At 58.7% G+C, this 21,819-nt stretch carries 23 protein-coding genes; 12 read left to right on the top strand and 11 right to left on the bottom strand.

Annotated features, from left to right (window positions below):
* Positions 1–94 precede the first annotated feature (94 nt).
* The 5 genes from serS to ACXHRN_RS13480 all read left to right on the top strand — a co-directional run bounded on the left by serS (position 95) and on the right by ACXHRN_RS13480 (position 4,875).
* Positions 95–1,378, top strand: a complete 1,284-nt coding sequence (gene serS / locus ACXHRN_RS13500; protein ID WP_488636835.1) for a serine--tRNA ligase — start codon at positions 95–97, stop codon at positions 1,376–1,378.
* Between the two features lie 3 nt (positions 1,379–1,381).
* A complete protein-coding gene (gene surE, locus ACXHRN_RS13495) occupies positions 1,382–2,143 on the top strand; it encodes a 5'/3'-nucleotidase SurE (protein WP_488636834.1) in 762 nt (253 codons plus the stop codon).
* A 17-nt stretch (positions 2,144–2,160) separates the two neighbouring features.
* Positions 2,161–2,814 (top strand): protein-L-isoaspartate(D-aspartate) O-methyltransferase, encoded by a 654-nt coding sequence (locus tag ACXHRN_RS13490; RefSeq protein ID WP_488636833.1) that lies wholly within the window; start codon positions 2,161–2,163, stop codon positions 2,812–2,814.
* A 138-nt stretch (positions 2,815–2,952) separates the two neighbouring features.
* Positions 2,953–4,410: a peptidoglycan DD-metalloendopeptidase family protein gene (locus tag ACXHRN_RS13485; protein WP_488636832.1), complete on the top strand. Its 1,458-nt coding sequence runs from the start codon at positions 2,953–2,955 to the stop codon at positions 4,408–4,410.
* A gap of 48 nt (positions 4,411–4,458) precedes the next feature.
* Positions 4,459–4,875, top strand: a complete 417-nt coding sequence (locus tag ACXHRN_RS13480) for a hypothetical protein (RefSeq protein WP_488636831.1) — start codon at positions 4,459–4,461, stop codon at positions 4,873–4,875.
* Between the two features lie 9 nt (positions 4,876–4,884).
* Here the strand turns inward: ACXHRN_RS13480 and ACXHRN_RS13475 are convergent, their stop codons facing one another.
* Entirely contained in the window at positions 4,885–5,748 is an 864-nt protein-coding gene (locus tag ACXHRN_RS13475; RefSeq protein WP_488636830.1) for an ATP-binding protein, read from the bottom strand.
* Positions 5,749–5,948: 200 nt separating this feature from the next.
* On the opposite strand from ACXHRN_RS13475, the gene yajC reads away from it, so the two are divergent.
* The 5 genes from yajC (at position 5,949) to ACXHRN_RS13450 (ending at position 11,563) form a co-directional block, all read left to right on the top strand.
* Positions 5,949–6,305, top strand: a complete 357-nt coding sequence (gene yajC / locus ACXHRN_RS13470; protein ID WP_488636829.1) for a preprotein translocase subunit YajC — start codon at positions 5,949–5,951, stop codon at positions 6,303–6,305.
* 73 nt (positions 6,306–6,378) lie between these two features.
* On the top strand, positions 6,379–8,937 hold the full coding sequence (gene secDF / locus ACXHRN_RS13465; RefSeq protein ID WP_488636828.1) for a protein translocase subunit SecDF: 2,559 nt from the start codon (positions 6,379–6,381) through the stop codon (positions 8,935–8,937).
* Entirely contained in the window at positions 8,937–9,326 is a 390-nt protein-coding gene (locus tag ACXHRN_RS13460; protein WP_488636827.1) for an Mth938-like domain-containing protein, read from the top strand. Before secDF ends, ACXHRN_RS13460 begins: the two co-directional genes overlap by 1 nt.
* A gap of 5 nt (positions 9,327–9,331) precedes the next feature.
* Positions 9,332–10,192, top strand: a complete 861-nt coding sequence (locus ACXHRN_RS13455; RefSeq protein WP_488636826.1) for a phytoene/squalene synthase family protein — start codon at positions 9,332–9,334, stop codon at positions 10,190–10,192.
* Between the two features lie 102 nt (positions 10,193–10,294).
* Positions 10,295–11,563 carry an extensin-like domain-containing protein gene (locus tag ACXHRN_RS13450; RefSeq protein WP_488636825.1) on the top strand — a complete coding sequence of 423 codons (1,269 nt, stop codon included), beginning with the start codon at positions 10,295–10,297 and terminating at the stop codon, positions 11,561–11,563.
* A gap of 64 nt (positions 11,564–11,627) precedes the next feature.
* On the opposite strand, the gene ACXHRN_RS13445 is transcribed toward ACXHRN_RS13450, so the two are convergent.
* Positions 11,628–12,089, bottom strand: coding sequence for a YidB family protein (locus ACXHRN_RS13445; protein ID WP_488636824.1), 462 nt, complete (start codon positions 12,087–12,089; stop codon positions 11,628–11,630).
* A 133-nt stretch (positions 12,090–12,222) separates the two neighbouring features.
* On the opposite strand from ACXHRN_RS13445, the gene ACXHRN_RS13440 reads away from it, so the two are divergent.
* Positions 12,223–12,477, top strand: a complete 255-nt coding sequence (locus ACXHRN_RS13440; protein ID WP_488636823.1) for a GlsB/YeaQ/YmgE family stress response membrane protein — start codon at positions 12,223–12,225, stop codon at positions 12,475–12,477.
* A 451-nt stretch (positions 12,478–12,928) separates the two neighbouring features.
* Here the strand turns inward: ACXHRN_RS13440 and ACXHRN_RS13435 are convergent, their stop codons facing one another.
* The 8 genes from ACXHRN_RS13435 to ACXHRN_RS13400 form a co-directional block, all read right to left on the bottom strand.
* A complete protein-coding gene (locus ACXHRN_RS13435; RefSeq protein ID WP_488636822.1) occupies positions 12,929–13,645 on the bottom strand; it encodes an RNA polymerase sigma factor in 717 nt (238 codons plus the stop codon).
* A 41-nt stretch (positions 13,646–13,686) separates the two neighbouring features.
* Entirely contained in the window at positions 13,687–14,016 is a 330-nt protein-coding gene (locus ACXHRN_RS13430; protein ID WP_488636821.1) for a cupredoxin domain-containing protein, read from the bottom strand.
* An 8-nt stretch (positions 14,017–14,024) separates the two neighbouring features.
* Positions 14,025–14,546 carry a DUF4142 domain-containing protein gene (locus tag ACXHRN_RS13425; protein WP_488636820.1) on the bottom strand — a complete coding sequence of 174 codons (522 nt, stop codon included), beginning with the start codon at positions 14,544–14,546 and terminating at the stop codon, positions 14,025–14,027.
* A gap of 219 nt (positions 14,547–14,765) precedes the next feature.
* Complete coding sequence (locus ACXHRN_RS13420) at positions 14,766–15,005, bottom strand: DUF6074 family protein (RefSeq protein WP_488636819.1); 240 nt, start codon at positions 15,003–15,005, stop codon at positions 14,766–14,768.
* Positions 15,006–15,108: 103 nt separating this feature from the next.
* A complete protein-coding gene (locus ACXHRN_RS13415) occupies positions 15,109–16,038 on the bottom strand; it encodes a phosphatidate cytidylyltransferase (protein ID WP_488636818.1) in 930 nt (309 codons plus the stop codon).
* A complete protein-coding gene (locus tag ACXHRN_RS13410; RefSeq protein ID WP_488636817.1) occupies positions 16,035–16,655 on the bottom strand; it encodes a lysophospholipid acyltransferase family protein in 621 nt (206 codons plus the stop codon). The genes ACXHRN_RS13415 and ACXHRN_RS13410 overlap by 4 nt, the downstream gene beginning before the upstream one ends.
* Complete coding sequence (locus ACXHRN_RS13405; protein ID WP_488636816.1) at positions 16,652–17,284, bottom strand: CDP-alcohol phosphatidyltransferase family protein; 633 nt, start codon at positions 17,282–17,284, stop codon at positions 16,652–16,654. The genes ACXHRN_RS13410 and ACXHRN_RS13405 overlap by 4 nt, the downstream gene beginning before the upstream one ends.
* A gap of 772 nt (positions 17,285–18,056) precedes the next feature.
* A complete protein-coding gene (locus ACXHRN_RS13400; RefSeq protein ID WP_488636815.1) occupies positions 18,057–19,370 on the bottom strand; it encodes a calcium-binding protein in 1,314 nt (437 codons plus the stop codon).
* A 505-nt stretch (positions 19,371–19,875) separates the two neighbouring features.
* Between ACXHRN_RS13400 and ACXHRN_RS13395 the strand changes: the two genes are divergently transcribed.
* Entirely contained in the window at positions 19,876–20,664 is a 789-nt protein-coding gene (locus tag ACXHRN_RS13395; RefSeq protein ID WP_488641900.1) for an SDR family NAD(P)-dependent oxidoreductase, read from the top strand.
* A 105-nt stretch (positions 20,665–20,769) separates the two neighbouring features.
* On the opposite strand, the gene ACXHRN_RS13390 is transcribed toward ACXHRN_RS13395, so the two are convergent.
* Positions 20,770–21,714, bottom strand: coding sequence for a class I SAM-dependent methyltransferase (locus tag ACXHRN_RS13390; RefSeq protein ID WP_488636814.1), 945 nt, complete (start codon positions 21,712–21,714; stop codon positions 20,770–20,772).
* Positions 21,715–21,819 lie beyond the last annotated feature (105 nt).

Here is a 21,819-nt window from a genome sequence, read left to right as displayed (position 1 = left end):
CTTGTCTTTGCACGCGCTTCGCGTCAAAACCCTTCAAATGACGGGAATCGTCCAGAGATTCCCGCTCTCCCTGTTTTAGATCAACGGTGTTCCGATGCTCGATATCAAATGGATTCGCGACAACCCCGCGGCTTTGGATGCCGCTTTGCTCAAGCGTGGGGCCGAACCGCAATCTGCCGCTCTCATCGACCTTGACGAGAAGCGGCGCGCCATCGTCCAGAAGGCGCAGGACATGCAGTCGCGCCGCAACACGGCTTCCAAGGAAATCGGCGCCGCCATGGCGCAGAAGAATTCCGAACTGGCTGAAAAGCTCAAGGCCGAAGTCGGCGATATCAAGACCTTGCTGCCTGCCGCCGAGGAAGAAGAGCGCAAACTCAGCGCCGATCTGACTGACGCCCTGTCGCGGCTGCCCAACGTTCCGCTCGACGACGTGCCGCAGGGCAAGGACGAGCACGACAACGTCCTGAAGCATGCGGTCGGCCTGAAGCCCGGCTGGAACCATCCGGCCCGCGAGCATTTCGAGATTGGCGAAGAGCTCGGCTGGATGGATTTCGAGGGCGCGGCCAAAATCGCCGGCGCACGCTTTACCATCCTCAAGGGCCAGCTCGCCCGGCTTGAGCGCGCGCTCGGCCAGTTCATGCTCGACACGCACACGATGGAGCACGGCTATCTCGAAGTCCAGCCGCCTTTGATGGTACGCGACGAGGCCGTCTTCGGGACTGCACAGCTGCCGAAGTTCGCCGACGACCTGTTCCGGACAACGGACGGCCGCTGGCTGATTCCGACGGCGGAAGTGCCGCTGACAAATCTCGTACGCGACGAAATCCTCGACCAGGAGAAGCTGCCGCTCCGCTTCACCGCGCTCACACCTTGCTTCCGGTCGGAAGCGGGTTCGGCCGGTCGCGATACACGCGGCATGCTTCGTCAGCACCAGTTCATGAAGGTCGAGCTCGTCTCGATCACCGATGCCGAAAGCGCGATCGCCGAGCACGAGCGCATGACCGAATGCGCAGAAACCATCCTGAAAAAGCTTGGCCTGCATTTCCGCACCATGACACTGTGCACCGGCGACATGGGCTTCGGCGCCCGCAAGACCTACGACATCGAGGTCTGGCTGCCGGGGCAGGACACCTATCGCGAAATCTCGTCGTGCTCAGTTTGTGGCGATTTCCAGGGGCGCCGGATGAACGCGCGCTATCGTGACAAATCGGATAGGAGCCTGAAATTCGTCCACACGCTCAACGGTTCGGGCACCGCTGTCGGCCGCGCACTGATCGCCGTTATTGAAAACTATCTCAACGAAGATGGTTCGGTCACAATTCCGGATGTGTTGCTGCCCTATATGGGCGGCATGACCAAGATCGAAAAGGCGAGCTGACACGTGCGAATCCTGCTGACCAATGACGATGGCATCCATGCCGAGGGGCTTGCGGTTCTCGAGCGCATCGCCCGGACGATCTCCGACGATGTCTGGATCGTGGCGCCCGAGACCGACCAGAGCGGCCTCGCCCATTCCCTGACGCTGTCGGAGCCGCTTCGCCTTCGCAAGGTCTCGGACAAGCACTTCGCGCTGCGCGGCACGCCGACCGATTGTGTCATCATGGGCGTCAAGGAAGTGATGAAGGATCACAAGCCCGATCTGGTCCTTTCCGGTGTCAACAACGGCGCCAACATGGCCGACGACGTCACCTATTCCGGCACGATCGCCGGCGCCATCGAGGGCACGCTGCAGGGCATCAAGTCCTTCGCGATTTCGCAGGCTGCGATCTATACCGAAGGCGAACGCGCCATTCCCTGGGAAGTCACGGAAATGCATGCGCCCAAGCTGCTCAAGCAATTGCTCGATGTTGAGATGCCGGACTGGTCGTTCATGAATCTCAATTTCCCGAACTGCAAGCCGGACGAAGTGCAGGGCATTGCCGTCACCGCGCAGGGTAAGCTCGATTTCGGCATTAATGTCGAGCAACGCAGGGACGGTCGCGGGCTACCCTACTTCTGGCTGAAATTCGATGGCCGCACCGGCGACTTCCGCGAAGGCACGGATATCCACGCGGTGAGGGAAAATAAGATCTCGGTGACGCCACTGAAGCTTGACCTTACCGATCATAGCCTGCTTGATCGCATACAACAGGCTGTGGCTTAGCGACTCAGGGGGCTGGAATGCCGCAAAACAGGATCGGCAAGGAAGGTTTTGCAGCACTTTGCCTGAGGCTCCGCGCCCGCGGCATCAACAATGCCGATCTCTTGAACGCAATAGAACAGACGCCGAGGCATCTGTTCGTTCCTGCCGAGTATGCCGCGCAGGCCTGGTCGTCCCGAACCCTGCCGATCGAATGCGGCGCGCTGATCGAGGGCGTCGATCTCGCCGCTCGTATCCTCGACGCCATGAAGCTCAAGCCCAGTCATCGTGTGCTCGAGATTGGCACAGGCAGTGGCTTTACCGCCGCTGTCATCGGACGGCTCGCCGAGCGCGTGCTGACTGTCGACCGCTACAAGACGCTGGTCAATCTGGCACAGGAGCGCATGGACAAGCTCGCGCTCCGTAATGTCATCGTCCGCCAGGCCGATGGCAGCAACGGATTGCAGGGCGAGGGGACGTTCGATCGCATCCTGGTCACGGCAGCCTTCAGCAGCTTTCCGCGCATTTATGCCGAGCAACTCGTGTCCGGCGGCGTCATGCTGGCGCCGGTCGTCGGAGAGGGCGGCGTTGCGAAGATGATGAAGCTCACCAAGTCCGGCAGCCGCTTCGAACGCGAGGATCTGTTTGAGACGCCGTACCAGTCCATGGTGCCGCAAGTCGCTCTGATGCTGTGAGCACGAGACGCCACTTTTGGTAAGGTGTCGTTAAGGTTATCATTTTTCAGCTTATTTTTGCGGTTTCGCATGTGCGTTAACCCGGCAGTAACTCTAACGCGCTTTAATCTCATCAAGTAAATGCGTTGGGTAACAGTCATGCGTAACTTCGAAATCATCAAATCCAGAGTCTCGCCTCTCCGTCTCGTCTCCGCATTCCTGCTCGCAGGCGCGGCGTCTGGATGTAGCTCAGATGTCACCCGTTTCGACGGGATCTTCTCCTCAAAAACCGATAATCTGACCACCAACTCCGTTCCTCATCGGGCGAACGAGGTGAACGGCAAGTTGCCGGTGCCGCGTGCGAATATCGCCAACGCGGACACGGATGTTTCCGGTGATCAGGCACTCAATCAGCCTTATCCCGCGAACGATCCGCTCAGCACCTCGACAGTGTCGGATGCGACCCCGATCCGGGTCCAGCGCACAGAGCTCTCGACGCCTTCGGTCAAGGTTCAGGAAAAGGTGGCGCTCGCCCAACCTTTCCCGACCAAGGCAAAGGTCAAGTTCGAAGTTGGTGCCGACCCGATCAACACCGGCACGATCAAGGGTGCCTGGCGGATTTCCGACAGCTCGCCACGCATACAGATCAAGAGCGGCGAGACGCTTTCGGGCATCTCCGTTCGCTACGGGGTGCCGCAAGCTGAAATCCTCAAGGCCAACAAACTCAGTTCGGCTGCCGACCTGAAATACGGCCGCACGATCGTCATCCCGGTCAAGGGTGATCTGAAGGGCAAGTCGGTCCCGATGGAACTTGCCACCAACAGCAAGAAGAAAATCCCGACACCGGATAAGTTGCCGGACGACAAGGCGATCCTGCCAACGGCTTCTGCCCGCGACAAGGCAAAGGGCGATGCTTCCAAGCTCGCCAGCAGCGATGCCGAAGGCTCGAGCTACGTCGTCCAGCCCGGCGACTCGCTTGCAAAGGTCGCCAGGACCCACAAGGTCAGCATCGAGAGCCTGAAGCAGGCCAACGGCATGAACACAGCTTCGATCCGCATTGGCCAGAAGCTGGTCATTCCCGGCCAGGACAACATCAAGACAGCGTCGATCCCCAAGGAAAGCGCGATTAAGCAGGTTGCCGACGCCAAGCCGAAGACCTACACGCCGCCGGTCGCCGACAAGAGCGTCGATGAAGTGCAGAAGACGGCCGACAGCGGCGAGGACGCACCCGACGCCACCGGCATCGGCAAGTATCGCTGGCCGGTTCGCGGCGCGGTGATTGCCGGCTACGGCCAGAATGTCGAAGGCACCCGCAACACCGGCATCGACATCTCCGTGCCGGAAGGCACGGCGGTCAAGGCTGCGGAAAACGGCGTCGTCATCTACTCGGGCTCCGGCCTCAAGGATCTCGGCAACACGGTGCTGATCCGTCACGACGACGGCACGGTCACCGTCTACGGCAATGCTGCCTCGCTCGACGTCAAGCGCGGCGACAAGGTCACCCGTGGCCAGGTGGTCGCAAGCTCTGGCATGACCGGCGCGGCCAAGCGTCCGAAGCTGCACTTCGAAGTGCGCAAGAACGCGGTTGCCGTCAACCCAATGACTTTCCTCCAGTAAGTAGTGCGTCTGGGGGAGACACGAAAAGCCCGGCGGAAGTCGGGCTTTTTGTCATTTAGCCTTGCGGCTTTCCTCCAGCTCTCGCAGTCTTTGGATTTGGCTGGGGAACTGCTGATGCGGCAAATAGGATCTATGTTAACGACTGTCGCGTTGGCTTTGCTTTGCATTGCGCCGAGTGTCGGCGCCTGGGCAATGTCGGCCAAGGAAAGAGTCTATCTCGGCTCAAGTACATATATTGCCAAAGCTTTTCTATGCGAGGTTGGCACCGGCAACCGCTCGTACCTGCCCAAGGCGGTCGAAGATAGCCGCCAGCGAATGATACGCGCCGGCTATTCCAAGACGGATGCAGATGACCAGATCAACAACCTGCTCAAGAAGTTGACTGCAAATAGGAAGAAACTCGGCATCGTTCCCGTGGATGATAGTCTTTGCCGGAAGATGCTCGCGGAACACAGTGAGCATTGAGATCGACCGTTAGATCGCCTGCCTGAGCCGTCCCGCTAGATCCTGGATATATTGCCAGGCGACGCGACCGGAACGGGAGCCGCGGGTGGTTGCCCATTCCAGCGCCTCGAAATGCAGCTTCTCGCGATCGATCTTGAGCTTGAAATAGTCGCTGTAGCCATCGACCATCGCCAGGTAGTCCTCCTGGCTGCATTTGTGGAAGCCGAGCCACAGGCCGAAGCGGTCAGACAGGGACACCTTTTCCTCAACGGCTTCTGACGGATTGATCGCGGTCGACTGCTCGTTCTCGATCATGTTGCGCGGCAGCAGGTGCCGGCGGTTGGACGTGGCGTAGAAGATAACGTTATCCGGCCGGCCTTCGATACCGCCGTCGAGCGCTGCTTTCAGCGACTTGTAGGACGTATCGTCATTGTCGAAAGAAAGGTCATCGCAGAAAAGGATGATCCGGTGTGGCGCCGCCTTGAGGAGGTCCATCAGCGTGGGCAACGTCTGGATGTCCTCGCGATGCACCTCGACCAGCTTCATGGCCGACTTTCTGATCTCGTTGATATCGGCGTGGATCGCCTTGACGAGCGAGCTCTTGCCCATGCCACGCGCGCCCCAGAGCAGTACATTATTGGCGGCAAAACCTGCGGCAAAGCGGTCGGTATTGTCATGCAGGATGGTTTTGACATGGTCGACGCCGCGGATCAGCGAAAGATCGACCCGGTTCGGCCGCTTGACCGGCGTCAGCGTTTGCCGTTCCGGACTCCAGACGAAGCAGTCCGCCGCGTTCCAATCGATAGGCAGGGGGGCGGGACCGGCCGTGCGATCGGCGGCATCGGCCAGTCGTTTCAGCTCGCCAAGGATGGATTTCAACAGGTCTTCAGTCATGGCAATGTCCTCGCATATTCCGATTGAGGTGCGGGTAACATGAGGCCGTCGGGTCGAAAAGGTCGGATCGCGCCCTAAACGGTGGTTTCAGTGGCAAAAATTCCAATGCGCTGTTGCAAAGGATAGGCATATTCCTATATTCCCCCGGCCAGAAAGCGGCCTGGAGTCTGCCGCGCCATAGAATTGTCCGGGAGTAACTTATGTTCTTCACTGAAGCCTTTGCCCAGTCGGCAACGCCATCTTCGTCGCCGCTCGGTTCGGGATTTGACATCGTCATTCTCTTCGTGCCGATGCTGGTGGTCTTTTACTTCCTGATCTTCCGGCCGCAGCGTCAGCAGGCCAAGAAGCGCGAAGAGATCTTGAAGAACATTCGTCGCGGCGACCAGATCGTTCTCGGTGGCGGCCTGATTGCCAAGGTCACCAAGGTGATCGATGACAATGAGCTGGAAGCGGAAATCGCAGACGGCGTTAAAGTGCGCGTTGCGCGCGGCATGATTGCCGAAGTCCGGGTCAAGGGCGAGCCGGCCAAGGAACCCACGGCCGCCAACAAGCCCTGATTTCATGATATGCGGCCCTTGGAGGCCGCATTTGTCCGTCTGACGCCTGACCAAAACGCGCATCGAGAACACCATGCTCTATTTTTCACGCTGGAAAGCAACCCTGATATGGCTGGTGACCGCGGTCAGCATCCTGGTCGCCGCACCGAATTTCTTTCCGAAGTCTGTTCTCGACAAACTTCCGTCCTGGTTTCCGCACAGCACCATGACGCTGGGCCTCGACCTTCAGGGCGGCTCACATATCATGCTGAAGCTGGAGCGGAACGACATCATCACCGAACGCCTCAACACGGCGCTTGATGATGTTCGCAGCAATCTGCGCAAGGCGAATATCGGCTACACCGGCCTCAATGGACAAGGCCAGAAGATCACCTTCAAGCTGCGCGACATCACGCAGATTGATGCCGCCAAGACCGCGCTCAAGGATTTGACGGCACTCGTCAGCACCGGCGGTCTCACCGGCGGGACGTTGCAGGAAGCCACGATGTCGAGCACGTCGGATGGCGCCTTCGAGATCCTCCTGACCGACCAGGGCATCAACTATCGCGTCCAGTCAGCCGTTTCCCAGTCGATTGAAGTCGTTCGCCGCCGCGTTGACGAACTCGGCACCACCGAGCCGCTCATCCAGCGCCAGGGCTCCGACCGCATCATCGTTCAGGTGCCGGGTCTTCAAGACCCGCAGCGCCTGAAGGCGATCCTCAACCAGACTGCAAAGCTGACGTTCCACCTCGTTGACAATTCGATGCCTGCGCAGGAAGCCGTCAATGGACGTCCGCCGGCCAACTCCGAAATCGTCTATTCCAACGACGATCCGCCGGTGCCGTACTTGCTGGAAAAGCGCCCCATTCTCTCGGGCGACAACCTGGTCGATGCGCAGCCCGGATTCAATCAGACCAATAACGCGCCGATCGTTTCCTTCCGCTTCGATTCCGCCGGCGCCCAGAAATTCGGTCGCGTAACCCAGGAGCATGTCGGCGAGCCCTTCGCCATCGTGCTCGACAAGCAGGTGATCACCGCACCGGTCATCAACGAACCGATCCTCGGCGGTGCCGGCCAGATTTCCGGTAACTTCACGGTTCAGTCCGCCAATGACCTCGCGGTCCTGCTGCGCGCCGGTGCGCTGCCGGCGACGTTGACGGTGGTCGAAGAACGCACGGTTGGTCCGGGCCTCGGCGCCGACTCCATCCGCGCCGGCTTCATCGCTTCCATCATCGGTCTGCTCGCCGTTGTCGCGTTCATGGCCTTCTTCTACGGCACGCTCGGCATGATCGCCAATGTTGCCATGGTCATCAACGTCGCCATGATCTTCGCTGTTCTGTCATTGCTGGGGGCAACCCTGACCTTGCCGGGCATCGCCGGTATCGTGTTGACCATCGGCCAGACGGTCGATTCGAACGTGTTGTTCTACGAACGTTTCCGTGAAGAAGTGAAACAGGGCCGTCCTATCATCCAGGCGATGGAGGCTGGGTTCCAGAAGGCGTTTGGCACAATCATTGACGCCAATCTCACGCACTTCATCGCGGCCGCTATCCTGTTTTATATGGGCTCGGGCCCGGTCAAGGGCTTCGCAATCACGCTCTGCATTGGTATCGTCACCACCGTCTTCACGGCCTACACCGTGTCGCGCCTGCTGATTTCCATCTGGCTCCGCCGGACACGTCCAAAGACACTGCCGAAGGGTGTTCGTACGGGCTTCTTCGATTTCGCCCAGATCCGGTTCATGGCGATCAAGAACTACACGTTCATGGCCTCCGCGGCGTTCGCACTCATCTCTGTCGTCGGCTTCGCAACCATCGGTCTCAACCTCGGCATCGATTTTACCGGCGGTTCAATCATCGAGATGCGGGCCAAAGAGGGTGCGGCTAATCTGAGCGACATCCGTGGGCGTCTCGAAGGGCTGAACCTTGGGGCTGTCCAGGTGCAGGGCTTTGGCGATCCGAGCGACGTGCTGGTGCGCGTTCAGGCACAGGGCGAGGGTGAGAACGGGGAGCAGTCGGCCGTCACCAAGATCCGCAACGATTTCGGCGCACAATATGACTTCCGCCGCGTTGAAGTCGTCGGCCCGTCTGTGTCGGGTGAACTGGCGATGACCGGTATCATTGGCATTGGTCTCGCGCTGCTGGCGATCATGGCGTACATATGGTTCCGCTTCGAGTGGCAGTTTGCAGTCGGCGCCATCACCGCGACTTTGCACGACGTGCTTCTGACCATCGGCTTTTTCGTCTTCACACGTATTGAGTTCGATATTACCAGTATCGCGGCGGTGCTGACCGTTGTCGGCTACTCACTCAACGATACGGTTGTGGTCTACGACCGAATGCGAGAGAACCTCAGGCGTTATAAGAAGATGCCGCTGCCGCTGCTGATCGACACCTCGATCAACTCGACGCTTTCGCGTACCATCCTCACCTCGATGACGACGATGATCGCCATCCTGGCACTGGTGTTGTTCGGCGGAGAAGTCATCCGCGGCTTCACGATCTCGATGCTGTTCGGTGTTGCTGTCGGTACCTTCTCGTCAATCTACATCGCGGCACCGGTATTGATCCTCTTCAAACTCCGTTCGGATACGTTCGACAAGGACAAGGATGAGAAGAAGCGTGCGCCCGAGATCGAAAGCCCGGCGGTGTAATGGCCAAGGGGATCGTCATTCGGGAACAGCATTTCCCGGGCAGGGCGCCGATCGACACCTATGGCAATGGCGGCTTTCGTTTTGCCGATATGAGCCATCGCGGCTCCATCCTCTGCCTGCCATCCGGCATCTACGGCTGGCATGCGGAGGAGGGCAGGCAGCTGACGCTCGCCGACTTCGAACGGGTGATTGCCGAAGCCGGCGATATCGAGGTCCTGCTCGTCGGCACCGGCAGTTCGATGCAGCTTCTGTCGAAGGAATTGCGAACGGCCTTCCGTGAAGGCGGCATTTCGGCGGATTCCATGACTACCGGCGCTGCGGTCAGGACGTTCAACATCCTGCTCGGCGAAGAGCGCGCGGTTGCGGCAGCATTGATCGCGGTGGAGTAGGGGCTATGGCGATGAGCCGCGGCGAGGCCTATGAGGCCTGCCTCACGACCCTGAAGACCACGGACATCGACCGCTACCTCGCGTGCCTGCTGATGCCCGAGGCTAAGCGCGGCGCGGTCGCAGCACTCTATGCCTTCAATGCCGAGCTCGCCCGCATTCGCGACATCATCCACGAACCGCTGCCGGGTGAAATCCGCCTGCAATGGTGGCGTGATGTGCTGGAAGGCGGCGGCGAGGGCGACAGCATGGCCAATCCCCTAGCCGCCGGTCTCGTCTACGCCATCACCGAACATAGCCTGCCGCGCGCAGCGCTGATCGCCATGACCGAGGCGCGTATTTTCGATCTCTACGATGATCCTATGGGCGATATCGCGATGTTCGAGGGCTATGCTGGCGAGACGGCCTCGACGCTGATCCAGCTTGCCGCGATGATCCTCGATCCCACCAACTCGCAGAAGCTCGCCGATGCTGCGGGCCATGCCGGCATCGCCCAACTCACAGCCGGCTGCCTGCTGTTGCTGCCGCTGCATACGCGCCGCCGTCAGGTCTATATCCCGCAGAGCATCCTTTCCGCCACGGGCCTGAACGCCGGCGCCTTTCTAAAGGGCGAGGATCGCGCCAGGATAGAGGCGACCCTGGCGGCCTTCATGGGCTTTGGCCGCGACCATCTCGCCAAGGCGAGGGCTGCCGCCAAAGGCCAGCTCACTACCGAGACGAACCTCGCCTTCCTCGGCGTTTCCCTGGCGGAAGGTATCTTCGATCGCGCAGGCAAGGCAGGTGCCGGGCTGATGACACGTTCCATCCAGGCCTCCCAGCTTGTCCGTCAATGGCGGCTCTGGCGGGCATCCCGCCGGCAGATGTTCTGATACAAAACGCCCATTGGTCTGATACTGCTAATTTTACGCTTCGCTAACCAATCGCACTTTAGAGTGGCTGCTGGATAACCGGCTTTCCGGGAAGTGTGGCCAATGAGTATTGCGTTTGGTATCCGGCGGGCCGTCCTGCCGTCTCTGCTGACATTGGCGCTTGCCGCTTGTTCCGGACCGATGACGCCGCCTGCTGACGTGGGCGCCGATGAGACCGTTTCCTCCATCCGCCCGATGCGCGAAACCCAGACCGCCAACTACCCCGCGCCCGAAGACCAGACGACACAGTCGTCAGAGAATGTCGACACCAGTCTCGACAATCCCAATCTCGCCGGTGTTGACGCCGAACAGGCCCAACAGCAAAAGTTGCCCACCATTGATGGCGAGCCTGTTTCGCGCCTCGACCAGCAGCAGACAGCGTCCAACCAGAGCGACATTCCCGAAGATGGTGTCAATATCGATTCCGCGCTTGGCGTCGCTCCTCAAGAGGAGCTGGCGACGATCGATGGCGAGCCTGTGACGCATATCGAGCAGAATGAAACCGGCAATCGCCCGGTCGGCCTTGCGGAAGAGCAGGCGCGCGATATCGCCGAGGGCAATACGGATCAACCCGTTGTCGACAATATCGGCATGGAGCAACCGGTCGGGCGCCAGCAGAAGGCCGCCAATCGCAACAACGATATCACCTTCGACGCGGCCGACACAGCGGACGAGGTCACGCTCCCGACGCGCCGCCGCGCGACCGAGGACGAGACCAAGGTCGCCTTCGTGCCGCGCTTTTCCAACCCGGAACAGGTCCCTGAGAGTTTTGGTGGATTGACCTCGGCCGATCGCGCCTGCCGTGCCGAACTGACCAAGCTCGGCGTACGTTTCCGCGAACTCGAACCGATTTCGCAGGGGCCGAGCTGTGGTATCCCGCATCCGATCGAGGTCACGGGCTTTGCCGGCGGCATCCAGCTGAAGCCGGCCGCCAAGCTCAATTGCAACATGACCCGCGTCTTTGCCAAATGGGTGCGGAACGAACTCGTACCTTCCGCCCAATACCGTTACTTCTCCGGCGTCAAGACCATCTACCAGATGTCGTCCTATTCATGCCGCAAGATGAATTCGCGCTCCAACAATCCTTGGTCGGAACACGCCAAGGGCAACGCTATCGATATCGGCAAGTTCGTGCTGAAATCCGGCAAGGAGATCGACGTGCGTAAGAAGGGTTTCTTCGCCTTCCGCGAGAAGGGAATGCTGAAGGCCGTGCGCGCCGATTCCTGCAAATATTTCAATACGGTGCTCGGCCCGGGTGACGCCTATCACGGCAATCACTTCCATTTCGATCTTCGTTATCGGAAGTCAGGATACAGGCACTGCAGTTTGTAGGAGCAACGGCTGGTTGCTCCCACTGCTCTGTTTCGGGCGTTGCGATTAGCCGTTCCGCATGCACTCAAGAACCGACAGCAGAGCGGAAGAACGAGTCCAGCTGATTCCGATCTGGGATCTGGCCCTGCGGTGTCAGTTTGTCGACGACACCGGGAAGCACGCGCGACAATTGCTCGAGGAGCTCAGACTCGCTGACACCGGCCTTGCGGGCGAGGTCACTGATGGTCTGAGACCCCAGCGCATCCTGTAGCTGGCCGGGCGCTATTGGCTTGTTCTCGCCGGGACGCACCCACGAGTCGACGGTGTTCTGGTGGCCGTTTGCGCCAAGCTTCTCGAGCAGGCCGCCCAATCCACCCATCAGTCCGCCGTCATCGGCGGTGTTCGTCTGCGTCGATTGCGTGGGCGTTTGTGGTTCCGCCGCCCCTCCGAGCCCGCCGAACATCTTGCCGACCAGCAAGGCGCCAAGCGCGATCATAATTGGCTTTGCGATATTTCCACCTGGTACTGCATCATCGAACAAACCCATGGAAGCCTCCTGTGGCAATTCGTGGATCGAGCGTTAGCCTGGCTGCAGCCATGACGATACATCTTGATTTATTGATATGCAAAACTAATAGTGAGGTGTGACGGCAATTTGCAATCAATGAGGAGTGCGTGGCATGTCTGTTATCGCGTGGATCATATTGGGGCTGATCGCAGGTTTCATCGGCAGCAAGATCGTCAACAAGTCAGGTCAAGGGATGATAATCGACATCGTTCTCGGCATTGTCGGAGCGGTCGTCGGTGGCGTCATCTTCAACTTTTTCGGCGCGTCCGGCGTGACGGGCTTGAATATCTACAGCCTGGTGGTGTCCGTTATCGGGGCGATCATTGTGCTGTGGGTTTATCATCGGGTTGCCGGTCGGGCACGATAGAGGCAGGCATCGACAACCCTATAAATGCCATATCGCTGGAGGCAACGACGCAGATGAGCGCGTCACATGCGGAATGGTCGGCAGCAGCGCGTGGAGGCAGTCGTCGCGGTGCTTTCGTGTGGAATTTGCCCCATAGCGACTCCCTCCAGGCTTGTGAGAAGATTGCACCACCAAAATACGGGATTTGATATCTAGCGCAGAGAGCTATGTGCTGACCAATGGTCTGCGATCGCGCGTTCTCGCAAAAAAAGAGGGCCACGAGAAAACTCGGGCCCTTGGTAAGTGTGAAGGTAATTATACCTCCAGAGGGGAACAGTTGACACGGTGGCACTGGGAGGAAAGCCACCATCTGCATCAACTGACTGACATATGATGATTGTGCTAGCGGAATTCAAGGATGCTCGATGCATGCCTGCCGCACATTGCACATCAGCGGTATCGCGCATCGATTTCAAGCCTTGGATTGGGACTGCAATGCGACGATCACCCGATCGGCCATGGACACACATCGGGCACCATCGAAGGGAAATAGGGCGGAGAATGCTCCGGTAAGTTGCCTTTCGATGGCGGCCCGCATCAGCTTTCGCGCCCTGTGCAGGCGGGTCTTGACCGTCTCGATCCTGATATCGAGATGTGTGGCGGTTTCCTCAGTGCTCATGCCTTCCACATCGCGGAGAACGAAGACGGCGCGGAAATCGACCGGTAGCCCGTCGACCGCATGCTCCAGCAATCTTCGAACCTGGCTGCGTGAAAGTTCCGTTTCAGGGTCGGATACCGAAGGCGACATTGGAAACTGCAACACCTGGCCTCCATGGTTGTTCAGTTGCATGTCGATATCCTCAAGCCCGGTGGTCTTCCGCTGCCGGCGTATGCGCCCGAGCGCTTCGTTAAGGGTTATTCTCGTCAGCCAGGTGGACAGCTGCGCCTCACCTCGAAATGACGCCAGGTGCGTGAAGGCCTGAACATAGGCCGCCTGCACGACATCCTCTGCCTCTGCGTCGTTGCGAACGATAGCTCGCGCCGTCCGGAACAGGCGCTGATTGTAGCGCTGGATGATCATGCGGGTGGCGCTCTCGCTGCCCTCCCGTGCAAGGTCGACGAGCTGGGTCTCGCTGAGCGCAGCCGTTTCGACACCTCGTCGTCCGGCCGTAGCCGATGGTGCAATCATGACTTTTCCACTTTTCACCTGCCTCAAGGCAACGCCCAGCTTTATGGCTGGACGTCCAGTCTTCCCACCATCGCAGGGTGGAAGCGGCAATAGAACTCGACCGCTCCGCCCTGCTTGATGGTCATTCGGCTCTCCGACTTCGGCGGAAGATCGACGTCGAAGCTCTTGTCGCGCGCCGTCGCCGTATGGCGGAAGATATCATCGTTTCGCCAGACGATCACGTCGCCCACATGAAGCACCACGGACGGGATGCTGAATTTCATCTTGGCGATCGCGACCTGATATTCTGCTGCCAATACGGCAGGCGATGCCAGGGCGAATGATGTCGTGACTGCCACGGCGAGCAACACTGTTCTGAGTGCCGAGCCCATCACTGTGCCTATTTGATCATCGAGGCCAGGTGCTCGGCATGCATCTTGTGCTCCTTGAACAGGGTCAGGCCGGTTTCCAGCAACGCCTTGAGTTCGGCATTTTGTGCGGATGGGATCAGCGCGTCTGCCAGTGCACCGTTGACTGCCTTGTGATAGGCGACCTCGTTTTCGACATAGGCCTTGTCGAAGGCGGCGCCATCGAGCGCGTCGAGAGTGGTCAGCTCCTTAGCAGCCCGCGTCGACAGGGACTGGCTGATGGCGTTGTCTTCCGGGGTGACGTTCAGCTTCTTGACCAGCGCCAGCGCCTGGTCGTTGACCGCCTTGTGATCGCGTTCCATGACCTTCGCGAATGCGATGACATCCGCATTCTTGCTCTTTTTCAGAGCCTGCGCGGCGGCGGTCACGTCGATCTGCCCTGCAGTGTAGGCGATGTGGGCGATTTGCGGATCGGTCGGCTTGGCATCGTCAGCCATTGCTGTTGTGCCCAATGATGCTGCCAAGAAGGTTGCTGCCAGAATTTGTTTCAACATGACTTAACTCCCTGAGGTCCAATTGTCGCGTAATCGCGCTGAAACAGGTGACGCCTGCGTTCAGAGACGGATATTGGATGCAGCATCCTCAGAAAGGTTCCCGGAAAAATTTGACAAGATCCGCGCAGCGGCATCGTGGCCGCGACCAACTGGTCACCATGCGCCGTCATATGCCAGTTCTTTGCATTCAGTGGGCGAGTTGAACCGCGACTGCGGCGATCAGCCGAACTTCTGCATTTCCAGCTGGACGGAGGCCTGGAACGAAAGGATTTCGGCACGGACGCGCTCTTCAGGCCAGCCGATCGCGAAAAGCGGATCTGCGATCGATCGGATCGCCGCTTTCCAGTAGGTAGCTGCGGCGTCGCCATGCGTGTTGTATAGCGTCTCCGCAGCGGCGCGCACCTGTGACACACGGCGGCTAACCGGAAACAACGCGGGCTTGGCCTGTTGTGATGACATCTCTCGCTCCCCCGGTATCACTCCGAATCCGCCTGGAGCGGAGGCGCGAAGCTAAGCCCAGGAGGGTTAATAAAGGCTTTCTGTCATGGCGCACACCGTTTGCTCAGGGAGTGAACCAGTAGCGCGTGATGTGGAAAAACAGCGGTGCGGCGAAGGTGATGGAATCCAGGCGGTCGAGCACGCCGCCGTGGCCTTCGATCACATAGCCCCAATCCTTGGCCTTCAAATCACGCTTGATGGCGGAGAGAACGAAGCCGCCGAAGAAGCCCGCAACAACGATGACGGTGCTGACGCCGGCCGATTGCAGCGGTGAGAACGGGGTGAGTGGATAGAGCAGCGTTCCGACCAGGATCGCCGAGGCGCCGCCGCCGACCAGCCCTTCGACCGTCTTCGACGGACTGATATTGGGCGAGAAGCGGTGCTTGCCGATCAGCTTTCCCCAGACATACTGGAAGACGTCGCTGAGCTGCACGACGATCACCAGATAGACCAGCAGAAGCGTTGGCGAGGTCTTCGTGTCGAGCATCAGCAATGCAGGTGCGTGGCTGATCGAATAAACCGTCAGCATCAACCCCCATTGCACTTTTGCGCTGCGTGCGAGGAACTCAGTCGTATCGCCTGCCACTGTCGCCACCGCCGGCAGGATCAGGAAGGCGTAGACCGGAATGAAGATCGAGAACAGGCCGTACCATGCGGTGCCGACCAGCACATAGTGCAATGGCAGGACGACGAAAAACGACAGGAAAAGTGCGAGGTGATCGCCGCGGTTCGACGGCGTCAGCGTCCAGAATTCGCGTAGTGCCATGAACGACAGCAGCGCAAACAGCACCGTGGTCTCTGTCCGGCCGAGCAGAATTGCGCCGCCGAATATCACCACCATGATCCACCAGGATCGTATTCTCGCGTTGAGGTTTTCGACCGTCGCAATAGCCGCTGCGTCGGTTGCGCGTTGTTGCAGGACAAAGCCGATCAGCGATGCTGCGGCAAGCAGGACAAGAATGCTACCCAGGACAATGGAGAACGTACTGGTCATGATGCTGCATTTCCGTCGGCCAGAGAAACCACTGCCTCGCGTGCACGTGACAGGAACGCGTCTTTTTCCTCGCCGGGTCCGACGCGCAGTGGTGTTCCGAAACGCGCCGTGCAGGTGATCGGCACGATGAGCCAGCTTCCCTTGGGCAGGATGCGGCTGAGATTGTCGAGATAGATGGGTACCAGTTCGACATCGGGGAAGCGGGATGCCAGCCGAAAGATGCCGCTGCGGAAGGGCGCGATCTCGTCTGTACTGCCGCGCGTGCCCTCGGGAAAAATCAGGATCGAGCGGCCCTGCTCAAGCAGACCTTCAAGCGGAGCAAGCGGGTCGCTATTTGGCGGCGGCTTCCGGTCGATCAGAACCGCCCGCAGGCACTTCTCCGCGATAAACCTGCGCAAGGGGCTGATGCCCCAGTAATCGCGCGCGGCCACTGGATGGGTCAGGCGGCGAACTTTCCAGGGCAGGGCTGCCATCACGGCCACGGTGTCGAAATGGCTGCTATGGTTGGCGAAATAGATGCGGCGATGGGTATCGGGCTCACAGCCCCGCCAGTCGCTGCGCGCACCAACGAGGATGCGAACGATCAAGACAAGCAAGCGGCGGATGAGCGCGATCATGTTCGCTCCAGTGCGCGTGCGATGGAGATCGTGCGGGTGGCGCAGGTGATCAGACTGCCGACAGCAATGATGGCGCAGGCAATGATGAGCGACCAGTGGCTGCCGAACAATGGCGCCTCGATGCTCTGGGCGACGAGGCCGACCGTCAGCGTGGCCATGCGGCGCTGCTTTGCCATGACGCCGCTGAAATCCTGCGGCAGCCCGACAGATCCACCGAACACCCTGACATAGGCCGTCAATGCCGCCAGCAATGCGCATATCCAGCCGAGCCACGGGATGCCGGCCGCATAGCCTGCCGCGATGAGGAGAAGGCTGTCTGCTATCCGGTCCGGGAACTCGTTGTAGAGGGCGCCGGTCTTGGTTTTTTTACCGCCTTCGATCGCCACCATGCCGTCGAGAAGATTGCAGATGAGGCGAAGCTGTATGCACGCCGCTGCTGCAAGCCACGCAAGTGGATGCGCCATGAATGCCATCAGCGCGCCGCCGATCCCGGCGAACACGACCGAGGCCACCGAGATGCTGTTTGGCGTCACACCGGCGCGGCCGAGATATTTGGCGGTGCCGATCGCCCAGAATGATGATCGGCTGGCGATCGGCCGGCGCACGCCGTCACCGTCTGTTGAATTCATATGCATCCCCGAATGACCAATTTCACACACAGCGCCTTCTTCAATTGATGTAAGGACGTGTATTGTCTAGCACTTATTCGAGCGGAAGCGTTTCTCGGGACTGTTCACCAGGAGTGGTTGTCACCAGGCGGCGCGACGCCGGCTGCTGGCGCAGCGAGATATTGCGTGCAGACCCCACAGCCGATTCAGCCCGGCCTTATTTCCGACCTCGATCGGCCGCGCTATTTCGAAGATTGAGCATCAGGGAAGGGGAGCGGATGTCGAACGCACCCTCTTCCCCTTCTGGTTCCAGGTTTCGGGCCGTCTATTTCGCTCTAAATTGGATTGTAGTGGCAGTATTTGCTCAGGTGAGAGAAAACTGAAGCACAAAATAGAGCAAATTGCGACATTTCTAGTCAAGCGAGTCCGGACGTGACGTTCGCGTCGTACGGGTTGGTCGCAAATTCATTCCTGTAGCCGCAGTTGCGGCCGTTCGAAACCCGCTTACTGCATATCAGCGCTTGATAAATTAGGTTAGCAGGTAAGGTTACTTTGCTAAACGGTTTGCATCAGCAAGTGCTAAAGCGCTAAATCCTCGCATCCGGGCGGTGGTGATTTCTTCGCCGCGATCGCCAGGCAGGCGCCCCTAATCGCCCGCCGCCATAAGCGGCCGCCCGGAACCTATCGCGGTCGGGGTGTGGGGGCGGACGGTACCTGCGACGGCAGCGCCAAAGCCGCCCAGAGGAGACGCTGACGTCCCAAAAAGGATGTGAGCTGCCCGGCTCGCCCAAAATCAGAATAAGAAATCCCGCGCCGTCAAATCTGAAACGTGAACGTCGCTGAGTACAATTTGGCCCGTGCCATCCTTTATCACCACATCCTCTCCGACCTGATGCATGTGATGCTGCTTCAGATCCGAGAAGCTTGTGATTGCTGTTACGTCGGCGAGGTCCACGATATCATGTTTGGAGCCTTTCGTTGCGAAGTCAGTAATCGTGTCGGAACCGTGTCCATTCGCAAACACGAAGACGTCGCGCGCTCCACCCCCGGTCAGTTGATCATTGCCGCTGCCACCAGAAATGTGATCTCGACCTGCACCGCCAATGACAAAGTCTTGGCCAGCCCCTCCCGAAATCGCATCGGCGCCCGCGTCGCCATGAATCATGTCGTTTCCGGCACCGCCACTGACAACGTCATTGCCTGCACCCGCCAAAATTTCGTCACCTCCACCCAAGCCCGTGAGAGTGTTTCCAGTTGAATTGCCTGTAAGCGTATTGCTGAGCTTGTTTCCATGCCCATCGATCGCGGTGGAGCCTGTGAGGGTCAGGTTTTCGAAGAAGTCCCCGAGGCCGTAACTGGCAGAACTGAAGACGGTGTCCGTACCGCCGTTCTGAAGTTCCACAAGATTGAGGGGGGTCGCATCTATGTGGAAGACATCGTTTCCATTGCCCCCGAAAACGCTGCCGGTAACGGTGCCGCCGTCCGATATGAAAGTATCTGCACCGCTGCGCAGATAAACATCACCGACAAACTGGCCCTCATTCCGTATGTGTTCCGAGGCATCATTTCCCACATAAGCGTACTTTGGTCCCTCGATAGTGCCGGTGTTCAGGAGATCGAAACGACCGGAATGCGCGTTAACTGCCACACCAACAAGCCCGACAATTGTTCCATCGTTCACCACTTTGCTTTTAGCGCCGCCGAATGTGACGGCGGTATGGTCCGACGTTATCGATCCATCGTTGAGAAGGTAGCCGCTTTCTCCGTAAATCCGCACGCCGAAATTCACCGCATCAATCGTTCCACTGTTGAACACCTTGCAATGATCGCCCAGCATATGGATGGCGTCCTTGACAGATTGGATCGCACCGCCGCCTGCAACAGTCACATTTGTATGGTCCGCTTTCAGAAGAAACGTGTGGAAATTTCCGGTGGTCTCGACGGTGCCGTTCACTATGAATGAACAATGCTCGAAAGACTTCACACCAAAAAAAGCATTGCTGTTGGCGACATTGACCGTGACGCCGGCAAAAACCACCCATCGATCATTGTCGGCAAGCGTGACAGTCCTCACCGTCTTGTCGGTTGTGATATTGTGCGTGGTCATCTACAAATTCTCCTCGGTCAGGCGAAGACACTGCGGTGAGAGGATTGTGCTGGATGCGCTGCTATCTTGACTGGAATTCTACGCCCATACAGTCCCTAGGGGCAAGCCGCATCCTGGACGCGCAGTATTAGATGCACTTCCCCGTTGATTATCTTTGCAACCGAGAATATTGTATAATACGATGCAGTACATCTCCGTATTTGTCCATTGGACAATTGGGTTTGAGCATCACGGGCGTCCGCGGTACACTGTTGATTCAGCCTCACCGCCTTGTATCGACTGGCACTGGACGGCTGATCTGCAGATCGTGTTTATAAATATACGCACGCCGGATGTCCTCGATACCCGTATGCCGTTGTTTTTTGCTACCGCAATTTGTGTCCGATCTTCGAGGCGTTGACGCCACTCCTGTCGCCCAGCATCGCCATCATCCCTAGGTCTTACTCGACAGAATCCACCCACTCCAATATATGCATTTTCAGATAATGGAGGGGAGGTTCTCTTGGTGACAGGCAGCGGTAGACCGGTCGTTTTGGTCACGGGTGGCGGAAGTGGCATAGGTGCTGCGACCGCGTTGCGGCTGGCGCGTGAGTATGACGTCGCCATTTGCGGTCGGCGCAGCGAAGCACTGAACGCGGTCGCGAAGCGGGCTCAAGGCATCCATCCCTTCGTCGCCGACATCGGCGATCCAGCGGTCGCCAGTGAATTGATTGGCAATATCGTGGCACGGTTCGGCAGGCTGGACGCGCTGGTGCTGAATGCCGGCATCGTCATTACCAAGTCGTTCGCGGAGACCTCGCTCGACAACTGGAACCAGCAGATTGCGATCAATCTCACGGGCCCCTTCGTGCTGGCGCAGACGGCCCTGCCGCATTTGCTCGAAGGCAAGGGTGCCATCGTCTCGGTCAGTTCGGTCGGCGCGGTCCAGACCGGTCCGGGACTTGCCGCATACTCCGCTTCCAAGGCCGGCCTCACCCTGATGACCCAGGCGATCGCCTATGAACATGCCCGGCACGGGCTGCGTGCCAACATCGTCGCTCCGGGATGGATTCGCACCGAGATGGGCGACGAGGAAATGGCGACCATGAATATCGCCGAGGATCTAGAGGCTGCCTATGCCAAGGTGAGCGAGGATGTTCCTCAACGTCGGGCTGGAACGGCCGAGGAAGCCGCCGAAGCGATCGCCTGGCTGCTGTCACCCGCAGCATCCTTCGTCAACGGTGCCGTGCTGGCAGTGGACGGCGGATCATTGATCGCCAATGTGGGCATGACCTTCTTCGACAAGATCTCATAGCGCAGAGTATCGTCGGCGCCTTCTGTCAGAGATTGAGGAGTGACGATCTGCCGCCGAAGTCGCGGTGCACGGCCGCCAAGCTCGCCCTTCTGCCACTAGGCAAACTCATGCGGCGCCCTGAGCTCCCTTGTAGTAGGAAATGATCGCTCTCGGCTTCATGGGCTCATGTGATTTTCGGCCGTAGAAGAACACACCGCTTGCGCCATCTTGCGCATAGGCCGGTGGAATGAAACGGTCGAGGTATTGCGTCCAGAAGAATGCAAATTTTGCAACCTTTCCGGCTGTTGTTGAGCGGAACACGCCTCTGACCAGATGGTCGATCGACCACATGAACTGAACGCCGGGTCCACCGTTTGGACCGGACGCGATGCCCTCGAAATTGCGGAAAAGATATCTATGACCGCTCTCGGTAAAGCGCGTGAAATCGAAGGCACCCTCATGAACCTGCTGCATGAAAGGTGTTTCAGCGTAGACGAGGCCCGCATCGCGCAATACTCGCCAGATCTCGGACACGACTTGAGAGGGTTGAAGCACGTGTTCCAGCACTGCCTGGATCACGACGCCGTCAAAGAAATCGTCCGGTAGCGGAATATGATGGCCGTCGGCGATGAACTGGACATGGGGTGAATCGTAGACATCGAAGCTATAGATCCGAATATCCGGGTGGTCGTACAACTCATCCATTCCTTGGCCGATGCTGCCGCCGCCTACCATCAGGAGCCGTGCGGGCCGGCCTAATTTTTCCAGGTCAGCAATCAGACGCCGCACGTTTTCCAGGGTGTCTTTCTTCTGCGGGGACAGTATTCTTTTGATGCGCCCCTTAAGACCGCTATAGTTGTGTCGGACGATGGGGCTGTCAGCCTTGGATTTGAGGATTTCATCCTCAGAAAGCACGGAGTCGGAGAAATCGACCAATACCGGCTTGCCATGGACAATGGGGTACTTGTGGCCAGCGACACACGTTAAAGTCTCAGGCGTTGTTCTTTCGAGTAAATCTTTCGTACGCGGGCAACGAAGATCTGGAATGCAATCCTGCACGGCAACCAACATAGCATTGCTCCTTCGGGAGAGCTAGGTCATCATCAAGTAATACTAGACGTTTCATAATTTACATTCAACTGATTTGCACGACGTCCTTCAATTCTGATCCCTGTC

This window comes from Shinella sp. OV683 (assembly GCF_057787725.1).
Note: the sequence above shows the minus strand (reverse complement) of the source record. Positions and strands in the feature narration are given on the sequence as shown.